Origin of the sequence: Paraherbaspirillum soli, assembly GCF_042654985.1 — a bacterium.
GTDB classification, from domain to species: Bacteria; Pseudomonadota; Gammaproteobacteria; order Burkholderiales; family Burkholderiaceae_D; genus Paraherbaspirillum; species Paraherbaspirillum soli.
The window spans coordinates 77,049-92,498 of record NZ_JBHSMT010000012.1; the positions used below are offsets into that span (position 1 = coordinate 77,049).

Annotated in this window: 16 protein-coding genes; 11 read left to right on the forward strand and 5 right to left on the reverse strand. The window is 60.2% G+C overall.

From position 1 onward, the window contains the following. From ACFPM8_RS06625 to ACFPM8_RS06670, 10 genes are all read left to right on the forward strand, one after another. Nucleotides 1–543: a hypothetical protein gene (locus ACFPM8_RS06625; RefSeq protein ID WP_378996288.1), complete on the forward strand. Its 543-nt coding sequence runs from the start codon at nucleotides 1–3 to the stop codon at nucleotides 541–543. Then, nucleotides 540–1,097, forward strand: coding sequence for a hypothetical protein (locus tag ACFPM8_RS06630; protein ID WP_378996291.1), 558 nt, complete (start codon nucleotides 540–542; stop codon nucleotides 1,095–1,097). Before ACFPM8_RS06625 ends, ACFPM8_RS06630 begins: the two co-directional genes overlap by 4 nt. 1 nt (nucleotide 1,098) lies before the next feature. Further along, on the forward strand, nucleotides 1,099–1,629 hold the full coding sequence (locus ACFPM8_RS06635) for a hypothetical protein (protein WP_378996293.1): 531 nt from the start codon (nucleotides 1,099–1,101) through the stop codon (nucleotides 1,627–1,629). Then, entirely contained in the window at nucleotides 1,629–4,301 is a 2,673-nt protein-coding gene (locus tag ACFPM8_RS06640) for a cohesin domain-containing protein (RefSeq protein WP_378996295.1), read from the forward strand. The genes ACFPM8_RS06635 and ACFPM8_RS06640 overlap by 1 nt, the downstream gene beginning before the upstream one ends. Before the next feature lie 22 nt (nucleotides 4,302–4,323). Further along, nucleotides 4,324–4,848 carry a type II secretion system protein gene (locus tag ACFPM8_RS06645; RefSeq protein WP_378996297.1) on the forward strand — a complete coding sequence of 175 codons (525 nt, stop codon included), beginning with the start codon at nucleotides 4,324–4,326 and terminating at the stop codon, nucleotides 4,846–4,848. Nucleotides 4,849–4,850: 2 nt separating this feature from the next. Further along, the gene (locus tag ACFPM8_RS06650; protein ID WP_378996299.1) at nucleotides 4,851–5,225 is read left to right on the forward strand and encodes a type II secretion system protein; all 375 of its coding nucleotides are present in this window, start codon (nucleotides 4,851–4,853) and stop codon (nucleotides 5,223–5,225) included. Further along, nucleotides 5,215–5,742 (forward strand): type II secretion system protein, encoded by a 528-nt coding sequence (locus ACFPM8_RS06655; RefSeq protein WP_378996301.1) that lies wholly within the window; start codon nucleotides 5,215–5,217, stop codon nucleotides 5,740–5,742. Before ACFPM8_RS06650 ends, ACFPM8_RS06655 begins: the two co-directional genes overlap by 11 nt. Nucleotides 5,743–5,746: 4 nt before the next feature. Further along, nucleotides 5,747–6,442 carry a response regulator gene (locus ACFPM8_RS06660; protein WP_378996614.1) on the forward strand — a complete coding sequence of 232 codons (696 nt, stop codon included), beginning with the start codon at nucleotides 5,747–5,749 and terminating at the stop codon, nucleotides 6,440–6,442. Nucleotides 6,443–6,512: 70 nt separating this feature from the next. Then, complete coding sequence (locus tag ACFPM8_RS06665; RefSeq protein ID WP_378996303.1) at nucleotides 6,513–7,871, forward strand: cytochrome C; 1,359 nt, start codon at nucleotides 6,513–6,515, stop codon at nucleotides 7,869–7,871. 182 nt (nucleotides 7,872–8,053) lie between these two features. Then, a complete protein-coding gene (locus tag ACFPM8_RS06670; RefSeq protein WP_378996305.1) occupies nucleotides 8,054–8,341 on the forward strand; it encodes a high-potential iron-sulfur protein in 288 nt (95 codons plus the stop codon). 282 nt (nucleotides 8,342–8,623) lie between these two features. Here ACFPM8_RS06670 and ACFPM8_RS06675 read toward each other — a convergent pair whose 3' ends face one another. Next, nucleotides 8,624–9,721 (reverse strand): sensor histidine kinase, encoded by a 1,098-nt coding sequence (locus tag ACFPM8_RS06675; protein WP_378996307.1) that lies wholly within the window; start codon nucleotides 9,719–9,721, stop codon nucleotides 8,624–8,626. 154 nt (nucleotides 9,722–9,875) lie between these two features. Here ACFPM8_RS06675 and ACFPM8_RS06680 point away from each other — a divergent pair, with 154 nt between their 5' ends. Beyond that, nucleotides 9,876–10,235, forward strand: a complete 360-nt coding sequence (locus ACFPM8_RS06680) for a hypothetical protein (RefSeq protein ID WP_378996309.1) — start codon at nucleotides 9,876–9,878, stop codon at nucleotides 10,233–10,235. Nucleotides 10,236–10,333: 98 nt separating this feature from the next. Here the strand turns inward: ACFPM8_RS06680 and ACFPM8_RS06685 are convergent, their stop codons facing one another. The 4 genes from ACFPM8_RS06685 to ACFPM8_RS06700 all read right to left on the reverse strand — a co-directional run bounded on the left by ACFPM8_RS06685 (nucleotide 10,334) and on the right by ACFPM8_RS06700 (nucleotide 15,360). Continuing rightward, the gene (locus ACFPM8_RS06685) at nucleotides 10,334–11,140 is read right to left on the reverse strand and encodes a class I SAM-dependent methyltransferase (RefSeq protein ID WP_378996311.1); all 807 of its coding nucleotides are present in this window, start codon (nucleotides 11,138–11,140) and stop codon (nucleotides 10,334–10,336) included. 194 nt (nucleotides 11,141–11,334) lie between these two features. Then, a complete protein-coding gene (gene pnuC / locus ACFPM8_RS06690) occupies nucleotides 11,335–11,931 on the reverse strand; it encodes a nicotinamide riboside transporter PnuC (protein WP_378996312.1) in 597 nt (198 codons plus the stop codon). Continuing rightward, the gene (locus ACFPM8_RS06695; protein ID WP_378996314.1) at nucleotides 11,931–13,115 is read right to left on the reverse strand and encodes a phosphotransferase enzyme family protein; all 1,185 of its coding nucleotides are present in this window, start codon (nucleotides 13,113–13,115) and stop codon (nucleotides 11,931–11,933) included. Before ACFPM8_RS06695 ends, pnuC begins: the two co-directional genes overlap by 1 nt. Beyond that, nucleotides 13,105–15,360 carry a TonB-dependent siderophore receptor gene (locus tag ACFPM8_RS06700; protein WP_378996316.1) on the reverse strand — a complete coding sequence of 752 codons (2,256 nt, stop codon included), beginning with the start codon at nucleotides 15,358–15,360 and terminating at the stop codon, nucleotides 13,105–13,107. The genes ACFPM8_RS06695 and ACFPM8_RS06700 overlap by 11 nt, the downstream gene beginning before the upstream one ends. Between the last annotated feature and the right edge of the window lie 90 nt (nucleotides 15,361–15,450).

The window sequence follows — 15,450 nt, forward strand, 5'->3', positions numbered from 1 at the left end:
GTGTCAGCGCTACGCAAGCTGGATCTGGATTTTGGAGGGCGGACAAGCCGTCCGCGGCCGCTCGGCATCGCCCTGCTGGCGATCGGCGCGACGGCCGCTATCGCCGCCCTGTTGCAGTTAAGTACGGCCTATAGCGCGCGCCAGCTTGAACAGTCGGCCAACGACACGCTCAGCGCCCGCATGCGCTCGTTCCAAAGCGACGACGACAGCCACGTCAAGGTCTCGCCAGCCCAATTGCAGCGCTATCGCAATGCGGCCGCGGTGGCGGATCAATTGCGCATGCCTTGGGACGATTTGCTCAAGATGCTGGAATCGGCGCCGATGGAACATGTGGCCCTGCTGTCGATAGAACCGATCGCCTCGCGCCATCAACTGCGACTGGCGGCCGAGGCACGCGATGTCTCCACCATGCTCGACTACCTGAGCTATCTGCAGCAGCAGCCGACCCTGCATCAAGTCATCCTCAGCTCGCACCAGATACAGCGCCAGGCGCCGGGCTCGCCGGTGCGGTTCCAGATCCAGGCGCAATGGAGCGAAAAATGAACAACTTCAACTCCATGCAGCTCACCCTGCGCCATGAACTCAGCCGCTTGCTGGGACTGAAGGGCGCGATCGGGGCCGGCCTGATCGCACTGGCGATCTTGATCCTGCTGCTGATTGCGCCGCGCTTGCACAAGGACGCCCGCCAGACCAGACTGCAGACCGTGGCGCAACTGAAAGCGTTTAATCGCGACCGCCTGGTGCACCGCAGCGCCCCCAAATCCGGCGAGCAGCTGACCCAATTCAACGCCTGGTTCCCGACCATCAACCAGAATGCCGGCGACCTGCGCCGCGTGCTGGACCAGGCCGACCAGGCCAAGCTGGTGATCAACAAGGGCGACTACCAGATTTCCAGCGATGTCGGCATGTCGTTTGTGAAGTATGAAGTGGTGCTGCCGGTCAAAGCCAACTACCACACCATCCGCAGCTTCGTCGCCGGCGTACTGAACGCCGTACCGCACGCCTCGCTGGTCGAACTGCACATGGAACGCCCCGCCGCCAATAGCGACGTGCTTGAGGCCCGCATCCATTTCACGCTTTTTTATCGCGGAGCCTGAGATGCGACTCCCCCTCACTCATCGCAAATTGGTCCTGCTGCTGGTGGCCGGCGTGCTGGCCCTGTATTCCGCCCTGCATTTTCGGGAAGGCAGGCCTGAAGCAGGTCCGGCCGAGCCCGACCACCGCGCACGCGCCCATGCCGAGGCGCAATCCACTACTACCGCGGCCGAGGCCAAACCGGCGCTGGCGCTAAGCTTGCCGAAACGCGGCGACCTGGATCAAAAGCCGAAAGCCAATTTGTTCGCCGCCACCGACTGGACTCCGCCGCCACCGCCGCCACCGCCGCCGGTCAAGGCCGCTCCACCGCCGCCGCCGCAAGCGCCGCCGCTGCCGTTCAGCTTCGTCGGACTGCTCGAAGACCGCAGCAAACCGACGGCCTTCCTGGCCAACGGCGAAGCGCTGCTGATCGTTGCCGCCGGCGACACGATAGACAACACCTACCATGTAGACACAGTCAGCCCAACGGAAATCGCCCTGACCTATCTCCCGCTCAATCAAAAGCAAATCATCCGAATCCAAGGAGAACTCTAGTGCGCCTCCTAACCACACTCACAAGAGCCCGACTGTCCCGTGCGCTCACGCCGTTGCTGCTGGCAGCGTTGCTGGCCGGCTGCGCCGCCCAGAACCTGCATCGCGACGGCCAACGTCAGATCAAGGCAGGACAGACCGACCAGGGGCTGGAAAACCTTCGCCAGGCGATGCTGCTGGAGCCCGACAATTTGCGCTACCGGCTCGACTACAGCAATGGCGTGAATGACGAAACCAAAAAACTGAACCAGCGCGCTGAAGCCTTGCGCACCGCCGGCGACCTGAATGGCGCGCGCGAGACTTTCGTGGCCGCGCTCAGAGTCGACAACAGCAACGAGCGCGCGCAACGCGGCATCGCCGAGGTCGACAGGGATATGCGTCATGCGGCGATCCTGTCCGAAGCGGAAAAGCTGATCGCCGGCGGCAAGTTCGACGCCGCCAAGGAACGCATCAAGGCGGTCCAGATGAGCAACCCGTCCAACCCGCACGCGCAAGACTTGATGCGCAAGATCGACGACGAACTGGGCAAGCAGCATCGGGCCAAGGAAGCTCTCATCGTCAGCCAGTCCATCATGAAAAAGCCGGTCACCTTGCAATTCCGCGATGCCAATCTGCGCATGGTGTTCGAAGCACTGTCGCGCACCACCGGCCTCAACGTCATCTTCGACCGCGATGTGCGGCCGGATTTGAAAACCACCATCTTCGTGCGCGACGGCACGGTCGAAGACACCGTCGATTTGATCCTGATGCAAAGCCAGCTGGAAAAAAGAGTCCTCAACGCCAACACCATGTTCATCTATCCGGCCATCCCGGCCAAACAGAAGGAATATCAAGAACTGAAAGTACGGACCTTCCCGATTTCCAACGGCGACGCCAAATATCTCCAGGGCATGCTCAAGAGCGTACTGAAGATCAAGGAAGTCCAGGTCGATGAACATAGCAACACTCTGGTGCTGCGCGACACGCCGGAAGCATTGGCGGTAGCGGCCAACGTCATCGCCGCGCACGACCTGGCCGATGCCGAGGTCATGCTGGAAGTCGAAGTGCTGGAAGTCTCGCGCGACCGGCTGTCCGATCTGGGCATCGCCTGGCCCGACAACTTCAGCCTGTCGACGCCTACCGGCAGCGGCGGCGGCGCACTGACCCTGGGCGAGCTGCGGCACCTGAACCGCAACCAGCTGCTGACCACGCCGCTGCAGGCAAGCTTGAATCTCAAACTGCAAGACACCGACGCCAATATCCTGGCCAGCCCGCGGATTCGCGTGCGCGACCACGAAAAAGCAAAAATCCTGATTGGCGACAAAGTCCCTATCATCACCAACACCGTCACCCCGGTATCGACCGGCACCCCGGTGATTACCGGCTCGGTCCAGTACATCGATGTCGGCATCAAGCTGGAAGCCGAGCCGCATGTCTACACCGAGGGCGACGTCGGCATCAAGCTCAATCTCGAAGTCAGCAATATCGTCAAGGAAATCTCCGGCCCCGGCGGCTCGCTGGCTTACCAGATCGGCACCCGCATGGCATCCACCAGCCTGCGCCTGCATGACGGAGAAACGCAAATCCTGGGCGGACTGATCAGCGACTCCGATCGCAACACCGCCGCCAAAATTCCGGGCCTGGGCCAGCTGCCCATCCTGGGACGCCTGTTCTCCAACAACAACGGCGACCATACCAAAACCGAGATCGTGCTCTCCATCACGCCCAGGATCCTGCGTGCCAAGGGCATCGCCGAAGACAGCATGAGCGACGTCTGGTCAGGCACCGAATCGACCATCCGCGAAAACCCTCTGCGGCTAGACCCGATCGCCAACGTCAATGCAGGCCCGGCCAGCACCGCCGCCAGCACGGTCAGCGCCAGTCATCGCAGCGATCCGGCTGCACAGGCGGTGCCGGCAGCAGCGCCGGCACTGGCCAAACCGGTCGAGCCCGCCGCTCCTGCGGTCAGCCCGCTCAGTCCGGTCAGCGGCAGCGTGGTGGTTGCGCCGCCGACGCCATCGGCGCCGCCTAGCCTGCCTGCGCCACCCGCAGCGTCATCGCCGCCGGCCACAGTATTGCCAGCCGAGATACTGACGCCCAACGCCGCACCGGCCAGCCCCGATCCGCACGCCGAGCAGGCGCCGGGGGCCGCCAAGATCGCGCCCAAAGCCGCAGAGCCGAAGATCAGCGCCGACAACAGCGCCGCCGCGCCCGTGCCCATCATCGCGGCCGCCATCGTTCCAGCCGCCGCAGTTGCCAAAGGTGCCACAGCTGCCACAGGTACGGGACCGCAAATCAGCTGGAACTCGCCCGACGGCATCAGGACCGGGGATCGCTTCAGCGTCACCGTCAGCGGCGCCAATTTCGACAACATCCACGCGCTGCCGCTGTCGATTCACTACGACTCGGCGGTCCTGACCTTCGTTGAAGCCAGCGCAGGCGAGTTCAGCACCCGCGCCGGCGCCGCCACGATAGCGCCGACCGTCAATCAATCGGCCGGCCGCCTCAGCATGCTGCTGACCGCGGATAAAGCCGCATCGTTCGCCGGTTCCGGCGACCTGTTGAACCTGACCTTTATCGCCAAACTGCCGCGCAAGCAAACCCAGATGCTGCTGGCCCAAGTCGATGTCAATGACGGCCACGGCTCACTGACCATTCCTCGCCCGCAGCCGCTGACATTGACAATCGATCCATAGCCCCTAAATTGAGGTTTGAGCAATGAACACCTTGACGGTTTGGATCAGAAAACGTCAGACCCGTCGGCACCTGGTTCCGGCTACGCGCGGCTTCACGCTGATTGAACTCATCATCACCCTGGCCCTGGTCGGCGTGGTCGCCCTGGTCGCCCTGCCGCTCTATGAAATCACCTCGGTGCGGGTCAAGGAAACCGAACTCAAACTCGCCCTGCGCCAGATTCGCAGCGCGCTCGACGCTTACAAAACCGCAGCGGACACCGGCCAGATTCCCAAACTCTCCGACGAATCCGGCTACCCACCGACCCTGCAAGTCTTGGTGGATGGCGTAGAAAACTCGACCGATCCCAACAAGACGCGACTGGTGTTCCTGCGCCGCATTCCACGCGACCCGTTTTTCCCGGATGCCAGCGTCCCGGCTGAACAGACCTGGGCGCTGCGCAGTTACGGCAGCCCGCCGGATGCCCCGCAGCCGGGGGCCGACGTGTTCGATGTAGCGTCACAATCGACCCACAAGGGTCTCAACGGCATTTCCTATACGGAGTGGTGATCATGTCGCGACCTCCTGGCAAAACCGGCAAGCGCGCCGCTGGCTTCACCCTGATTGAAATGGTGATTGTGCTGGCCCTGATCGGCCTGCTGCTGACCTTGGCCGTGCCGCGCTATTTCAGCGCCCTCGATAATGGCAAAGTCAAGGTCCAGCAGCAGAACCTGTCAACCATGCGAGATGCAATCGACAAGTTTTTCGGCGATCGCGGCCGCTACCCGGACACGCTCGACGATCTGGTGCAAAAGCATTATCTGCGCAGCGTCCCGCTAGACCCGCTGACGGAAAAGAGCAACTGGCTGATCGTGGTCCCCAGCGACCCGACCTTGGGCGGAGTCTATGACGTGCACAGCGCCACGGATGCGCACGATGAAAATTAACCAACACTATCCCCGGCGCGCGCGCGGCGTCGTCTTGCTGGCCCTGCTGCTGACGCTGGCCCTGATGGCGATTGCGCTGATGGGCGCGGCCAACTGGTGGGCGTTCGAGCGCCAACGTCAAGCCGAAGAACAGCTGCTGTTTGTCGGCGACCAGTACCGGATGGCGATCGCGCACTATTACTACGCCACCCCTGGCCCGGCCAAAGCGCTGCCGCTAAGTCTAGCCGACCTGCTCGAAGATCACCGCTTCCCGGTTCCGGTACGGCACTTGCGCCGCCTCTACCTGGATCCTATAACTGAAGAACCATTCGAGCTGTTGCATAGCGACGAACAGATTTATGGGGTGGCGAGTACCTCGACCAAACAGACCATCAAGCGCGCCGGTTTCAGCCCGCGTTATCGCGCATTCGAAGGACTCGAAACCTACAAACAGTGGCAATTCTCGTTTAGCCCTGCGCGACTCGGAAAGGCCCCGGCTTTGGCGCCGCCAAAGACAGCCAGGCCAATAAAAAAGTAGGGAGATAAACATGAGTCATCGAGTCTTGATCGTCGAAGACCATAATCTGCTGCGCGAAGGCCTGCGCTCCATGATCATGCGGCTGCCCGATTACGAAGTGGTCGGAGAGGCATGCGATGGCAAGGAAGCCATACATAACGCGATTTTATTGCGGCCCGATCTGATCCTGATGGATCTGTCCATGCCCGGCATCAACGGCATCGAGGCCACCGCCCAGATAAAGCGACGCATGCCGAACGTCCGCATACTTGCCCTCACCGGCTACAAGACCGATGAATACGTGCGCGAAGCGCTGCGTGCCGGTGCCGACGGCTACGCTCTCAAGGACTCGTCCTATGAGGAATTCGTCAACGCCATCCACACCGTCATCCGCGGCAAAAAATTCATCTGCCCGGACGTCTCCGTGCATCTGATCGACATCATCCTGCATCGCGGCAGCCCGGCGCCGTCCAGCACTCCCTGGGATACGCTGACCTCGCGCGAACGCAGCATCATCAAACTGATCGCCGAAGGACGCACCAATCGCATGACCGGCCAATTTCTCAACATCAGTTCCAAGACCGTGGAAAAACATCGCGCCAATCTGATGCACAAGCTTGGCTTGAAAAATGCGACGGAACTAGTGCTGCTCGCGCTGGAAATGGGCTTGATTGAAAATCGAGGAGAAGCAAAAAATAGCGCTCAGCAGTTGCAAAATTAATCTCGTCTGCTAACTTGATTCAGAGCATCGAAGGAAACAACAACGATTTACAAATCAGGGAGAGTTCATCATGCTGAATTTGCATACGTATTTAAAACGCATTGCAGTCGCCTTGTACTTAACCGTTTTTCTGGGATTTTTCTCCAGTGCCATGGCAAATCCGCTGTTCGCCAGGCAAACAGCGCTGAAGTGTTCTTCCTGCCACACCATCTACCCCGAACTCACCCCCTTTGGCCGCAAATTCAAGCTCGGCGGCTACACGCTGGGGGAACGCGAAACCATTCCGCTGGCCTTGATGGCCATCGTTTCCAGGAACCAGATCAGGGACAACACCGACAAATCGACCGGCGACAAACTGTTCGGCAAGGATAGAGAATTTGTCGCCGAAGCCTTCAGCCTGTTCTCCGGCGGCCGCTTTACCGATAACGCCGGCGCCTTTATCCAGTGGACCTATAACAATATTGCGACGAGTGACGGCCAACAATTCCATGGCCACGGCGCGCTCGACAACACCGATTTCCGCCTCGTCAAGAATTTCGGCACCGAAGAAAAACCGACCATCTTCGGCCTCACCCTGCACAACAACCCGACCGTGCAAGACGTCTTCAACACCACCCCGGCCTGGAGTTTTCCGTACTATGCACCGACCATCGCCTCCGTCGGCCGCGGCGTGCCGACTTTCCTCGAATCGGGAGCACGGGTAGCCGGCTTTGGCGGCTACGCCTACCTGCAAGATTCCATCTACCTTGAAGCGTCCTCCTACCAGACCGCCAAGGGCGCGCTGTCGGCCCTGCGCTGGGGCACGCCTGAAGACCAACGAGTCGCGCTGGATGGCGCCAATCCTTACTGGCGCCTCGCCTACACCTACACCTTCGACTCCGAACGCCAGAACGTCACGTTCGGTCACTTCGGCACCGTCACCTCGCTCAAGGCCAGCGACGGCAATGCCAAAGGCGATCGCTTCCGCGACATCGGCTTCGACGCCCAGTATCAGTACATAGGCAAGGATGGCCACCACATCATCTCGGGTCAGGCTTCCACCATTTCCGAGCACACCGACTGGCGCTCCAGCTTTAACGACGGCGGGGTTGACAATCCGACCTCAAAAATACGCTCAACCAGGGCCAAGCTGTCCTACCTGATGGATCGCACCTACGGCATCACAGGTGCAGTGTTCCGCGTCACGGGCGATGCCGACTTCGCCAGATTCGGCAGCACCAACGGCAAACCGGATACCTCAGGCTACATCATTGAGCTGAACTACTGGCCGCAGTACGTCTTCCCGTTTGATCCGCAGGCCAATGTCCGCTTCGGCCTGCAGTACACCGGCTACACCAAGTTCAACGGCAGCTCGTCGAATTTCGACTCCACGATGAGAAACGCCAAAGACAACAACACGCTTTATCTGTACGCGTGGTTCATGTTCTAGCCAAGAAGGTCTTATTTAGCGCTGACGGCCGTTGTGGGGGGAGTCCTCCCCCCACAACGGGGGAAATAGCGTAGTGCTGTCAAGTGCCCCAGTAATTATTCTTAACCTAACTGGCAAGCTGCTGATTCGCTTGCAGCGGAGGTCGTTCGTACAACCTACAGCTATACCGTTTGGAGGGAACCATGAGCCCGATTAAACAAGTATCGCGCCGGAGGGCGCTGCGTAGGGTGGGTGAATTGCTGGGCTCAATTTTCCTGCTTCGATTCGTGGCGCAGTCGCGCCCCGCCATCGCCGGTACCGCCAGCAAAGCCAGCATGCATTATCAAGACCATCCGAACGACGGCGACAAGTGCGCCGACTGCCCCTCGTTCCGCCTCAACCCGGAGCCGGACGCGACCATGGGCAAGTGCAAGATCGTGGCGGGAGATATCGATCCTAACGGCTGGTGCATAGCTTTCTCTCGCCGGTGAGATTGTCGCCTTTATAAACCTACTGTGCGGCCCAATCTCGGGGCTGTGATGCTCGCCGTACAAGCGTACGGCTGCAGGTGTTACAACATCGTCGCCCCGACCTTGGGCCGCTCGCTACGGTTTCTAAAGGCGACCTTGAGGTCCGTTAAACCCCAACAAGTAGGGCGGAAAAGCGTAGCGCCTTCCGCCGTTGGATGCGCCACTTACGTTCGATGCATCCAACACGGCGGATAACGCTGCGCTCATCCGCCCTACAGGCCGTTGCGGATTTTGAACAGGGTCTTAGGGTACCAACGACCAATAAGCTTCTACTGTCGTGCCGCTATTGGGCGCCGATTGAATCGAAAACCGCCCGCCGGTCGATTCAACTCGCTCCCGCATGCTCTTCAAGCCGACGCCTCCCTCATGCTCACTTTGATCGAGATCGAAGCCCTTGCCGTTGTCGCCGATGCGCAAGCGCAGATTGGCGTGCTCGACTTGCAGCGATAGCGTCACGGTCGATGCATCGGCATGCTTGGCCGCGTTGTTCATCGCCTCTTGAATGATGCGGAAGATGTCCAGCTTGAGCGCTACCGGGATCTCTGCTTCAACCGCGTTCAGTTCCAGCTTCAAGTGCACGTCCCGGTAGGCGTTTTGATAATTGCGGCAATGCCATTCTATGGTCGGAATCAACCCCAGGTCGTCCAGGCTGCTGGGCCGCAGCTCGATCGAGATGCGCCGGATTTCACTCATCGCCTCGCGCAGCCGCAACACCGTCTCATCCAGGATGCGGCCGCCCTCATCCGATTGGCCGCCCTTCACGTGGCGGGCGGCGTCTTCCACCATGAACTTGATCATCGCCAGCACTTGGCCGATGCCGTCATGCAGCTCCGACGAGACCCGTTTCAATTCGAGTTCGTGGGCGGCAATCAGGCGATTGGAAAATTGCTGCAGCTCCGGTTCGGAACGCTGCAAGGTTTGCAGCAAGGCGCTGCGGCTGGTTTTTTCCGACAGCACCAGCAACACCGAGTGCGTCGCGCCGTCGCTATGATCGAGGTATTGCGGGATCACGCAGAGGATGCTTTTGCGGCCGCTGCGCCCCCGGAAAACCAGGTCGAACAGTTCCGGATTGTCGGCCCTCCGGCCCGGCTTGAGGACTTGTTCCAACGCGCTCAAACCGTCGATCACCAGCCGCGTCAACAGCGTTCCGCGCAACTCCTCTGCTTTGAAGCCCAGCATGCCAGCCGCCATCTCATTGATGCTGAGGATCGCGCCGTCGCTGTCGACAATCACCGAGGCGATCCCGATCAACTCGCTCAACTCGCCGAACTGCGCCTCCGACAGTTCCAGCTCGCTGCTCATGACCCGCATCGCCCTCATCATCTGCTGCAGTTTCAACATGATGTCGCTCCTTCTATCAGCACTCCAGAATCTCATGTACTGCGATATTGCCGCCCACCTGTCAAATTTACTAGTGGCATAGAGCAACATGTTCGCCTAGCTTACTTTTACTGACCATCCGGTCAGCAGACCGTGTAGAAAAGCGAGGATCATCATGCCATTTTTTGGACTCGAACCTTTTGATACAGCAAAAGTGACTTATGTGTGGATGGGCGTTGGCGGACCAGGCGCATTTTTTGTAGAGGTCTCCGGCCACGTTCGCAAATTCACCAGCCATATTGAACTCTTGCGCGACAAAGATTTTGTGGGCGGCTTGAAGATAGATGTCATGGGATGGACCGGTCCGTTAGCAGAACCACCGAGCACCACTCCCTACACAGTAAAAGCGTCTTTTAAAGGCTTGCACGTACCTAAAGTAGTCATCCATGGCAGCAATAAAACGCTGGTGGTCGAGGTCAAGCAAATCCCCGAGTCGGAAGCCGAGGCCTACCTTCAGAGCCTGGCAGCTGATTGATCAGCGCCTGCAACGCAAGGGCACCCTGAAAACCTGCAGCACGTTGCAGCAAGCCCCCCAATCTCGAGGCTGTTCGTTACGGTTTTTAGAGGTGCCCGTTAAGGCTTGATCGCACAAGTAGCAATAAAAGTCGGCAAGAAACGATCAATCACAAAACGCGGATTCGGCTGAAAATCTTCGTAGTAACCCGACATCAACAGACCGGCATCCAGCTGGGCGCCGATCTGGTCAGCCAGACTATGACCGAATACCAGCGCCTCGCCGCGCGCAAGCTTCTGCTGCAATGCCGCTTCTGGCATATCGTCCAAGTCCGAGTAAGGGATCTTGTAACACGGCCGGATCATGCCTTGTTCGGCGTACTCCGGATGACGGTCGCCGACAAAGACGACAGGATTGTAGAAACTGGCCAGCAGCTTGCCGCCGCGCTTCAAAACCCGGGCGCACTCGCGCCAGACCGGTTTGACATCCGGGACATAGAGGTTCGAGATCGGATTGAAGATCAAATCGAAGGACTCATCAGCAAAAGCCGACAAATCCCGCATATCGCCTTGTATCGTCGCCAGCGTCAGGCCATCGCGTTGCGCCACCATGCGATCCTGCTCCAGTTGTTTCTCGGATGCGTCAAGTACCGTTACCGCTGCGCCCGCAGCGGCCAAGACTGGGGCCTGCTGGCCACCGCCGGATGCCAGACACAGAATGCGCAAGTTCCGCACGTCGCCCAGCCAGCTCGCCGGCATCTCGCCGGGTGTCAGCCTGACCGACCAACGGCCTGCGCGCGCCGCCGCCACCACCTCGGATGAAACCGGGAGCGACCATTCGCACGCCTGCGCCGCTTGGCGATCCCAGGCCTCGCTGTTATAGGAAAAGACGTCAGGATGAGTTGGAGAAGAGGTTGAAATTGGCATTGAAGTTATCTCAAAAAAATAAAGGTCGATCTCAAGACGCTGTTGCGCGAGCCCATGACGTGCTTTTCATAATGACATTTGTCAAACCTGGCGCCGTGTCAATCCGAGGCGGTCGGCGTCGTAGATCGCGAAGATCGGCCCAAAACCGCCAATCGACAATAGCTTGCCGTCGATCCGCGTACATCGTCATTTATTTACATAGCCGCAGCTAGCTCGACAGCCTGCCCCCGCTCATGCAATCGCAGCTCGCGCCGCCAGTTGCGCAAACCGATCAGCGCCAGCACGATGAACGCGGCATACAATCCGGCGGTCAAGGTCAGGTCCTTGTACAAATACACGCCGACATAGACGATATCGACGGCGATCCAGAGCCACCAGTTGGCGACGTATTTGCGCGCCATCCAGAACTGGGCCACCAGGCTGAAACTGGTCAACGCCGAATCGAGCCACGGAATATGCGCATCGGTGAACCGCGCCATCGTATAGCCCAGCAGCAGGCCGCCCAGCGCGCCGATCAGCAGCCCCGCCGCCCAGCCGGATGCGGACAGTCGTTGCGGCTGGATGTCGTAACGGTCCGGGGTGGCGCGGCTCCACTTCCACCAGCCATACAATTGCATCAACGCAAAAATCAATTGCAGCAACAGGTCCGAATACAGCTTGGCCGCGAAGAATATCCGTGCATACAGCAGCACCGAGACAAACCCGATCGGCCAGCACAGCAGCTTGCGGCGCGCGGTCAGCCAGACCGCCAGGGCGCTGACGACGACGGCGGCGATTTCCAATGCGGACATTACGGTTCCTTGTTCATCAAATGTGCGTAGCGCTGCCGCAGGTGTTCCAGCAGATACTGGCCGGCATCGCTGTGGAACCACTCTGCGTGGCCGAGCAAATAAGTATCGTAGGCGAGCGCCGAATTGTCTGCCGATCCCAGCACGCCATGAAAATAAGCCAGCTCCGACAACGCAAATTCGACGTGGGCCAAAGGCAGCAAGGCCGGCAGCGCGGCGGCCTCCTGCGGCGACAACGGCGTGACCGCTTCGTAAGCGTCGAGCATGGCATCCAGCTGGTCGATATGCACCAGCTGGCGCTGGCTGCTTGGGTGCGATGGCAGCGCCAGCCATTCGATGATGTTGCGTTCGATGGCGTTGGCGATGTCGTAGACGGCACAGGTCCGGTCCGCCAGGCCGAAATCGAGGATTGTGGTCACCTCGGCTGCGGCTGACGGTGCTTTGGTGTGCCACAGCAGGTTGGACGCATGCCAGTCGTTGTGGGTCCAGAGCGGCGTCAAGCCGTTCAACAGCGGCTGCAAGCGCGCATGGAACGGCATCAATACCCGCTGCACGTCATCGCGCCAGGGACGCTGCGCCAGATAGTCGGCCAGCGCCGGCCGTTGCGCGATGTATTGCTGCATCCGGGTCAGCGGATCGTCCGCATTAAAGATCGTAAAGCCGGACACCAGCAGTTGCGCGCTGCGTGCCGGCGCATCGTAGCCACGCGCCGCACTGTGCATGTGCGCCAGCGCGGTGCCGGCCGCAGCCGCATGTTGGGGTTTCAGGAAAGGGGTCCAGGAAGTAGCGTCGCGGTACAGATCGACGCCGGCGCCGATCCGGTGCACCTCGTAAGTCCAGCCGTCATCGGCAATCGCCGAAGCGCCGTCGGCGGCGTGCAGCACCTCGCTCGCCGCCAGCCCGCGCTGCTGCAAATGGGCCATGAAGCGATGCTCTTCCATCAACTCTTCCACGCTCCTGATCGCCTGTAGCAAGCGTTTTACGAACACCGGCCCGGAGGCGGTATCGACCGTGCAGGCACTCGAAAACGGCCGCGGGCTGTGCCAGCTCAAGCCTTGCACCGCGCCGACTTGCGGATAGCGCTGCAACAGCCGGACCACCTCGTCCAGCCGCAATGCCGGCCAGCTAGGCGCCACCGGCTCCAGGCCCATGCCGTGACTCAACAAGGGGGAATTGTCAGAAGTCATATTGCAGCGCCAGGCGCGCGGTGCGCGGCGCGCCCAGATGCAAGTAGCCGTCGCCGACGTATTCGCCGACGTCTTTCCAGTAGCGCTTGTCGAACAGGTTATCCACGCTGAGACGCAGCAGCGCGGCGTGGCCGGCCAGCACAGTCTTGTAACGCAGGCCAGCGTCGAACACGCTGTAGGCCGGCACCTCGACATTGCCGTCCCGGGTCGCGGCTTTGCGGCCGCTGTATTGCCAGCCGCCTTGCACGCTCAGGCCCGGCAACTGCGCCAGCGCGTAGTCGGCATACAGCGCGGTCCGCAGCCGCGGCACGTTGATCGACTGATGCGCATCGTATGCCGCGGTGCCGGTCCGGTCGGCCTGTGCCTGGATCAAGGTCGCGCTCGCTGTCAGGCGCAATTGCCGGCTGACTTGGCCGGCCGCTTCCAACTCGATGCCTTTGTGGACTTCGCTGCCTTGCTGCACGTAGGTAAAGCCCAAGGCATCCGGTTTTGGATATTCGTAGGGTTTGGTCATCTGGAACACGGCGGCGCTCAAGCTCAGTTGATCACGCCAATCGAACTTGAGGCCGGCCTCGATTTGGCGCGACACCGTTGGCGGCAGGAACGCTTGACTGTTCTCGGCCCAGTAGGCGGCCTGCCCGCCCATGCTCAAGCCCTTGCTATAGCTGGTATACAGCGCCAGATTGGTTTGCGGCTTGTAAATCAGGGCCAATTGCGGCAGCAGCATGGATTGGTCGGTGGTGCGGGTCGCGGCGCCGCTGGCATCCAGCGCCCGCTCATGAACCCACACCTGACGCGCACCGGCCAGCAACTGCCATTGCTCGTCAAACTGAAGGCGATCTGTCACGAACAAGGCCTTTTGCCGGCTATCGAGACGCAGCGTGGAGGCATCGGGCGTGGCGTCTGCCGCTGCAAATACCTGCGGATTCGGGTTGTAAATATTGTCGATGCCGATAGGCTGATTGACGCCGTCGCTCTGGCTGACGGTACGCCGGAAAGTACTGGCGCCGAAAGTCAGGTCATGGCGGATTGCACCGGTACGGAGCTTCCCTTGCAACACCGCCTGCAACTGATCGTTGCGCCGCGTATCGTCTGGGAACCGGTAATCGTAAATGTCGAAATTGCCGCCGGCGCTGAAGTAGCGCTCCGGCGTCGACCCGTCGTTGCAACCGGTATAGATCGCGCAACCGTACGGGAAAGCGGAATTGTCGTCGATCACCACCCGGCTGCGGCTGGCCGCAACATAAGTATGCCAATCGGCGGACAGATCGAGATCCAGCCGCAGGTTGAGATTGAGCGAGTCTATCGTGACCGGCTTGGCCCAAGGCTGGCCGCCCAGCAGCGTCGATGGCGACACATTAGACGGCAGCGCGCTGCCGCCCAGCAGTTGATAACCCGGCGCCGAGCGCTGCTCGCGATGTTGATATTCGGCGTCGAACTGTAGCGAGGCTTGCGGCGAAATATGCCAATCCGCGGCCAGCGAGGCGAAATTGCGGTGGCCGTCGTCGTTCTTGACGTAGGAGTGCATGTCCTCATGCGCGGCGTTGATGCGCAAGCCGAACTGCCGTCCGGGACCGAATACGGTGCCGACATCGGCTGCCAGGTAAGGCGATCCGCGGGAATCTGTCGCCAACGTGACCGAGCGCACATTGGCCGGACGTTTGGTGACGTAGTTGATCAGCCCGCCGGGCGCCGCCATGCCGCTTTGCAGGCCGGCCAGGCCCTTCAGGATTTCGACGCTTTCCTTGTTTTCAAGGGCGACGGTTTGTTCACCGGCGATGCTCAGGCCGTTGATTTGGTAGCTGGACGCCAGATCGAGCGGAAAGCCGCGAATGCTGAAATTTTCGTAATAGCCCAGCGGCGCGTAATTGGCGCCCACCGACGCCTGGTTTTTCACGACGTCGCTCAGAAGCCGCGATTGCTGGTCATCCAATTGGCTGCGCGTCACCACCGAGACCGAGGCCGGCGTATCGAGCAGGGATGCTGCGCCGAAAGCCGCGACCGTGGCTGTGCGGCTGCGATAGCCGTTGGCGCCGGATCCGGGTTCGGTAATGGTCACTGTCGGCAAAGTCGGATCGTTGTTTTGAACAGGGACGTTTTGCGCTTGCACGATACCTGTGGCGAAGACAGCGGCGAGGATTGTAGGTTGGGCTGCAAAGCCCAATGTTTGATAGCGATTAAAGAAATGTTGGGCTTTGCAGCCCAACCTACGACTGCTTGTTTCAGTTACTTTTCTATTTGTCATGACTCTGTTGCGATTGAGCTTGCCGATGAATGAGGCAATCAGCCTCATCAAAGCGGCGTATTTTATCTCTCAACGCGCGATTCAAACGCA

What these genes read in the sequence shown, in the direction of transcription:
- pnuC (WP_378996312.1), bottom strand. Translation starts at nt 11,931, where the DNA reads ATGTCCGCATTGGAAATCGCCGCCGTCGTCGTCAGCGCCCTGGCGGTC.
- ACFPM8_RS06645 (WP_378996297.1), top strand. Translation starts at nt 4,324, where the DNA reads ATGAACACCTTGACGGTTTGGATCAGAAAACGTCAGACCCGTCGGCAC.
- ACFPM8_RS06665 (WP_378996303.1), top strand. Translation starts at nt 6,513, where the DNA reads ATGCTGAATTTGCATACGTATTTAAAACGCATTGCAGTCGCCTTGTAC.
- ACFPM8_RS06630 (WP_378996291.1), top strand. Translation starts at nt 540, where the DNA reads ATGAACAACTTCAACTCCATGCAGCTCACCCTGCGCCATGAACTCAGC.
- ACFPM8_RS06695 (WP_378996314.1), bottom strand. Translation starts at nt 13,115, where the DNA reads ATGACTTCTGACAATTCCCCCTTGTTGAGTCACGGCATGGGCCTGGAG.
- ACFPM8_RS06680 (WP_378996309.1), top strand. Translation starts at nt 9,876, where the DNA reads ATGCCATTTTTTGGACTCGAACCTTTTGATACAGCAAAAGTGACTTAT.
- ACFPM8_RS06650 (WP_378996299.1), top strand. Translation starts at nt 4,851, where the DNA reads ATGTCGCGACCTCCTGGCAAAACCGGCAAGCGCGCCGCTGGCTTCACC.
- ACFPM8_RS06675 (WP_378996307.1), bottom strand. Translation starts at nt 9,721, where the DNA reads ATGTTGAAACTGCAGCAGATGATGAGGGCGATGCGGGTCATGAGCAGC.
- ACFPM8_RS06700 (WP_378996316.1), bottom strand. Translation starts at nt 15,360, where the DNA reads ATGACAAATAGAAAAGTAACTGAAACAAGCAGTCGTAGGTTGGGCTGC.
- ACFPM8_RS06670 (WP_378996305.1), top strand. Translation starts at nt 8,054, where the DNA reads ATGAGCCCGATTAAACAAGTATCGCGCCGGAGGGCGCTGCGTAGGGTG.
- ACFPM8_RS06655 (WP_378996301.1), top strand. Translation starts at nt 5,215, where the DNA reads ATGAAAATTAACCAACACTATCCCCGGCGCGCGCGCGGCGTCGTCTTG.
- ACFPM8_RS06685 (WP_378996311.1), bottom strand. Translation starts at nt 11,140, where the DNA reads ATGCCAATTTCAACCTCTTCTCCAACTCATCCTGACGTCTTTTCCTAT.
- ACFPM8_RS06635 (WP_378996293.1), top strand. Translation starts at nt 1,099, where the DNA reads ATGCGACTCCCCCTCACTCATCGCAAATTGGTCCTGCTGCTGGTGGCC.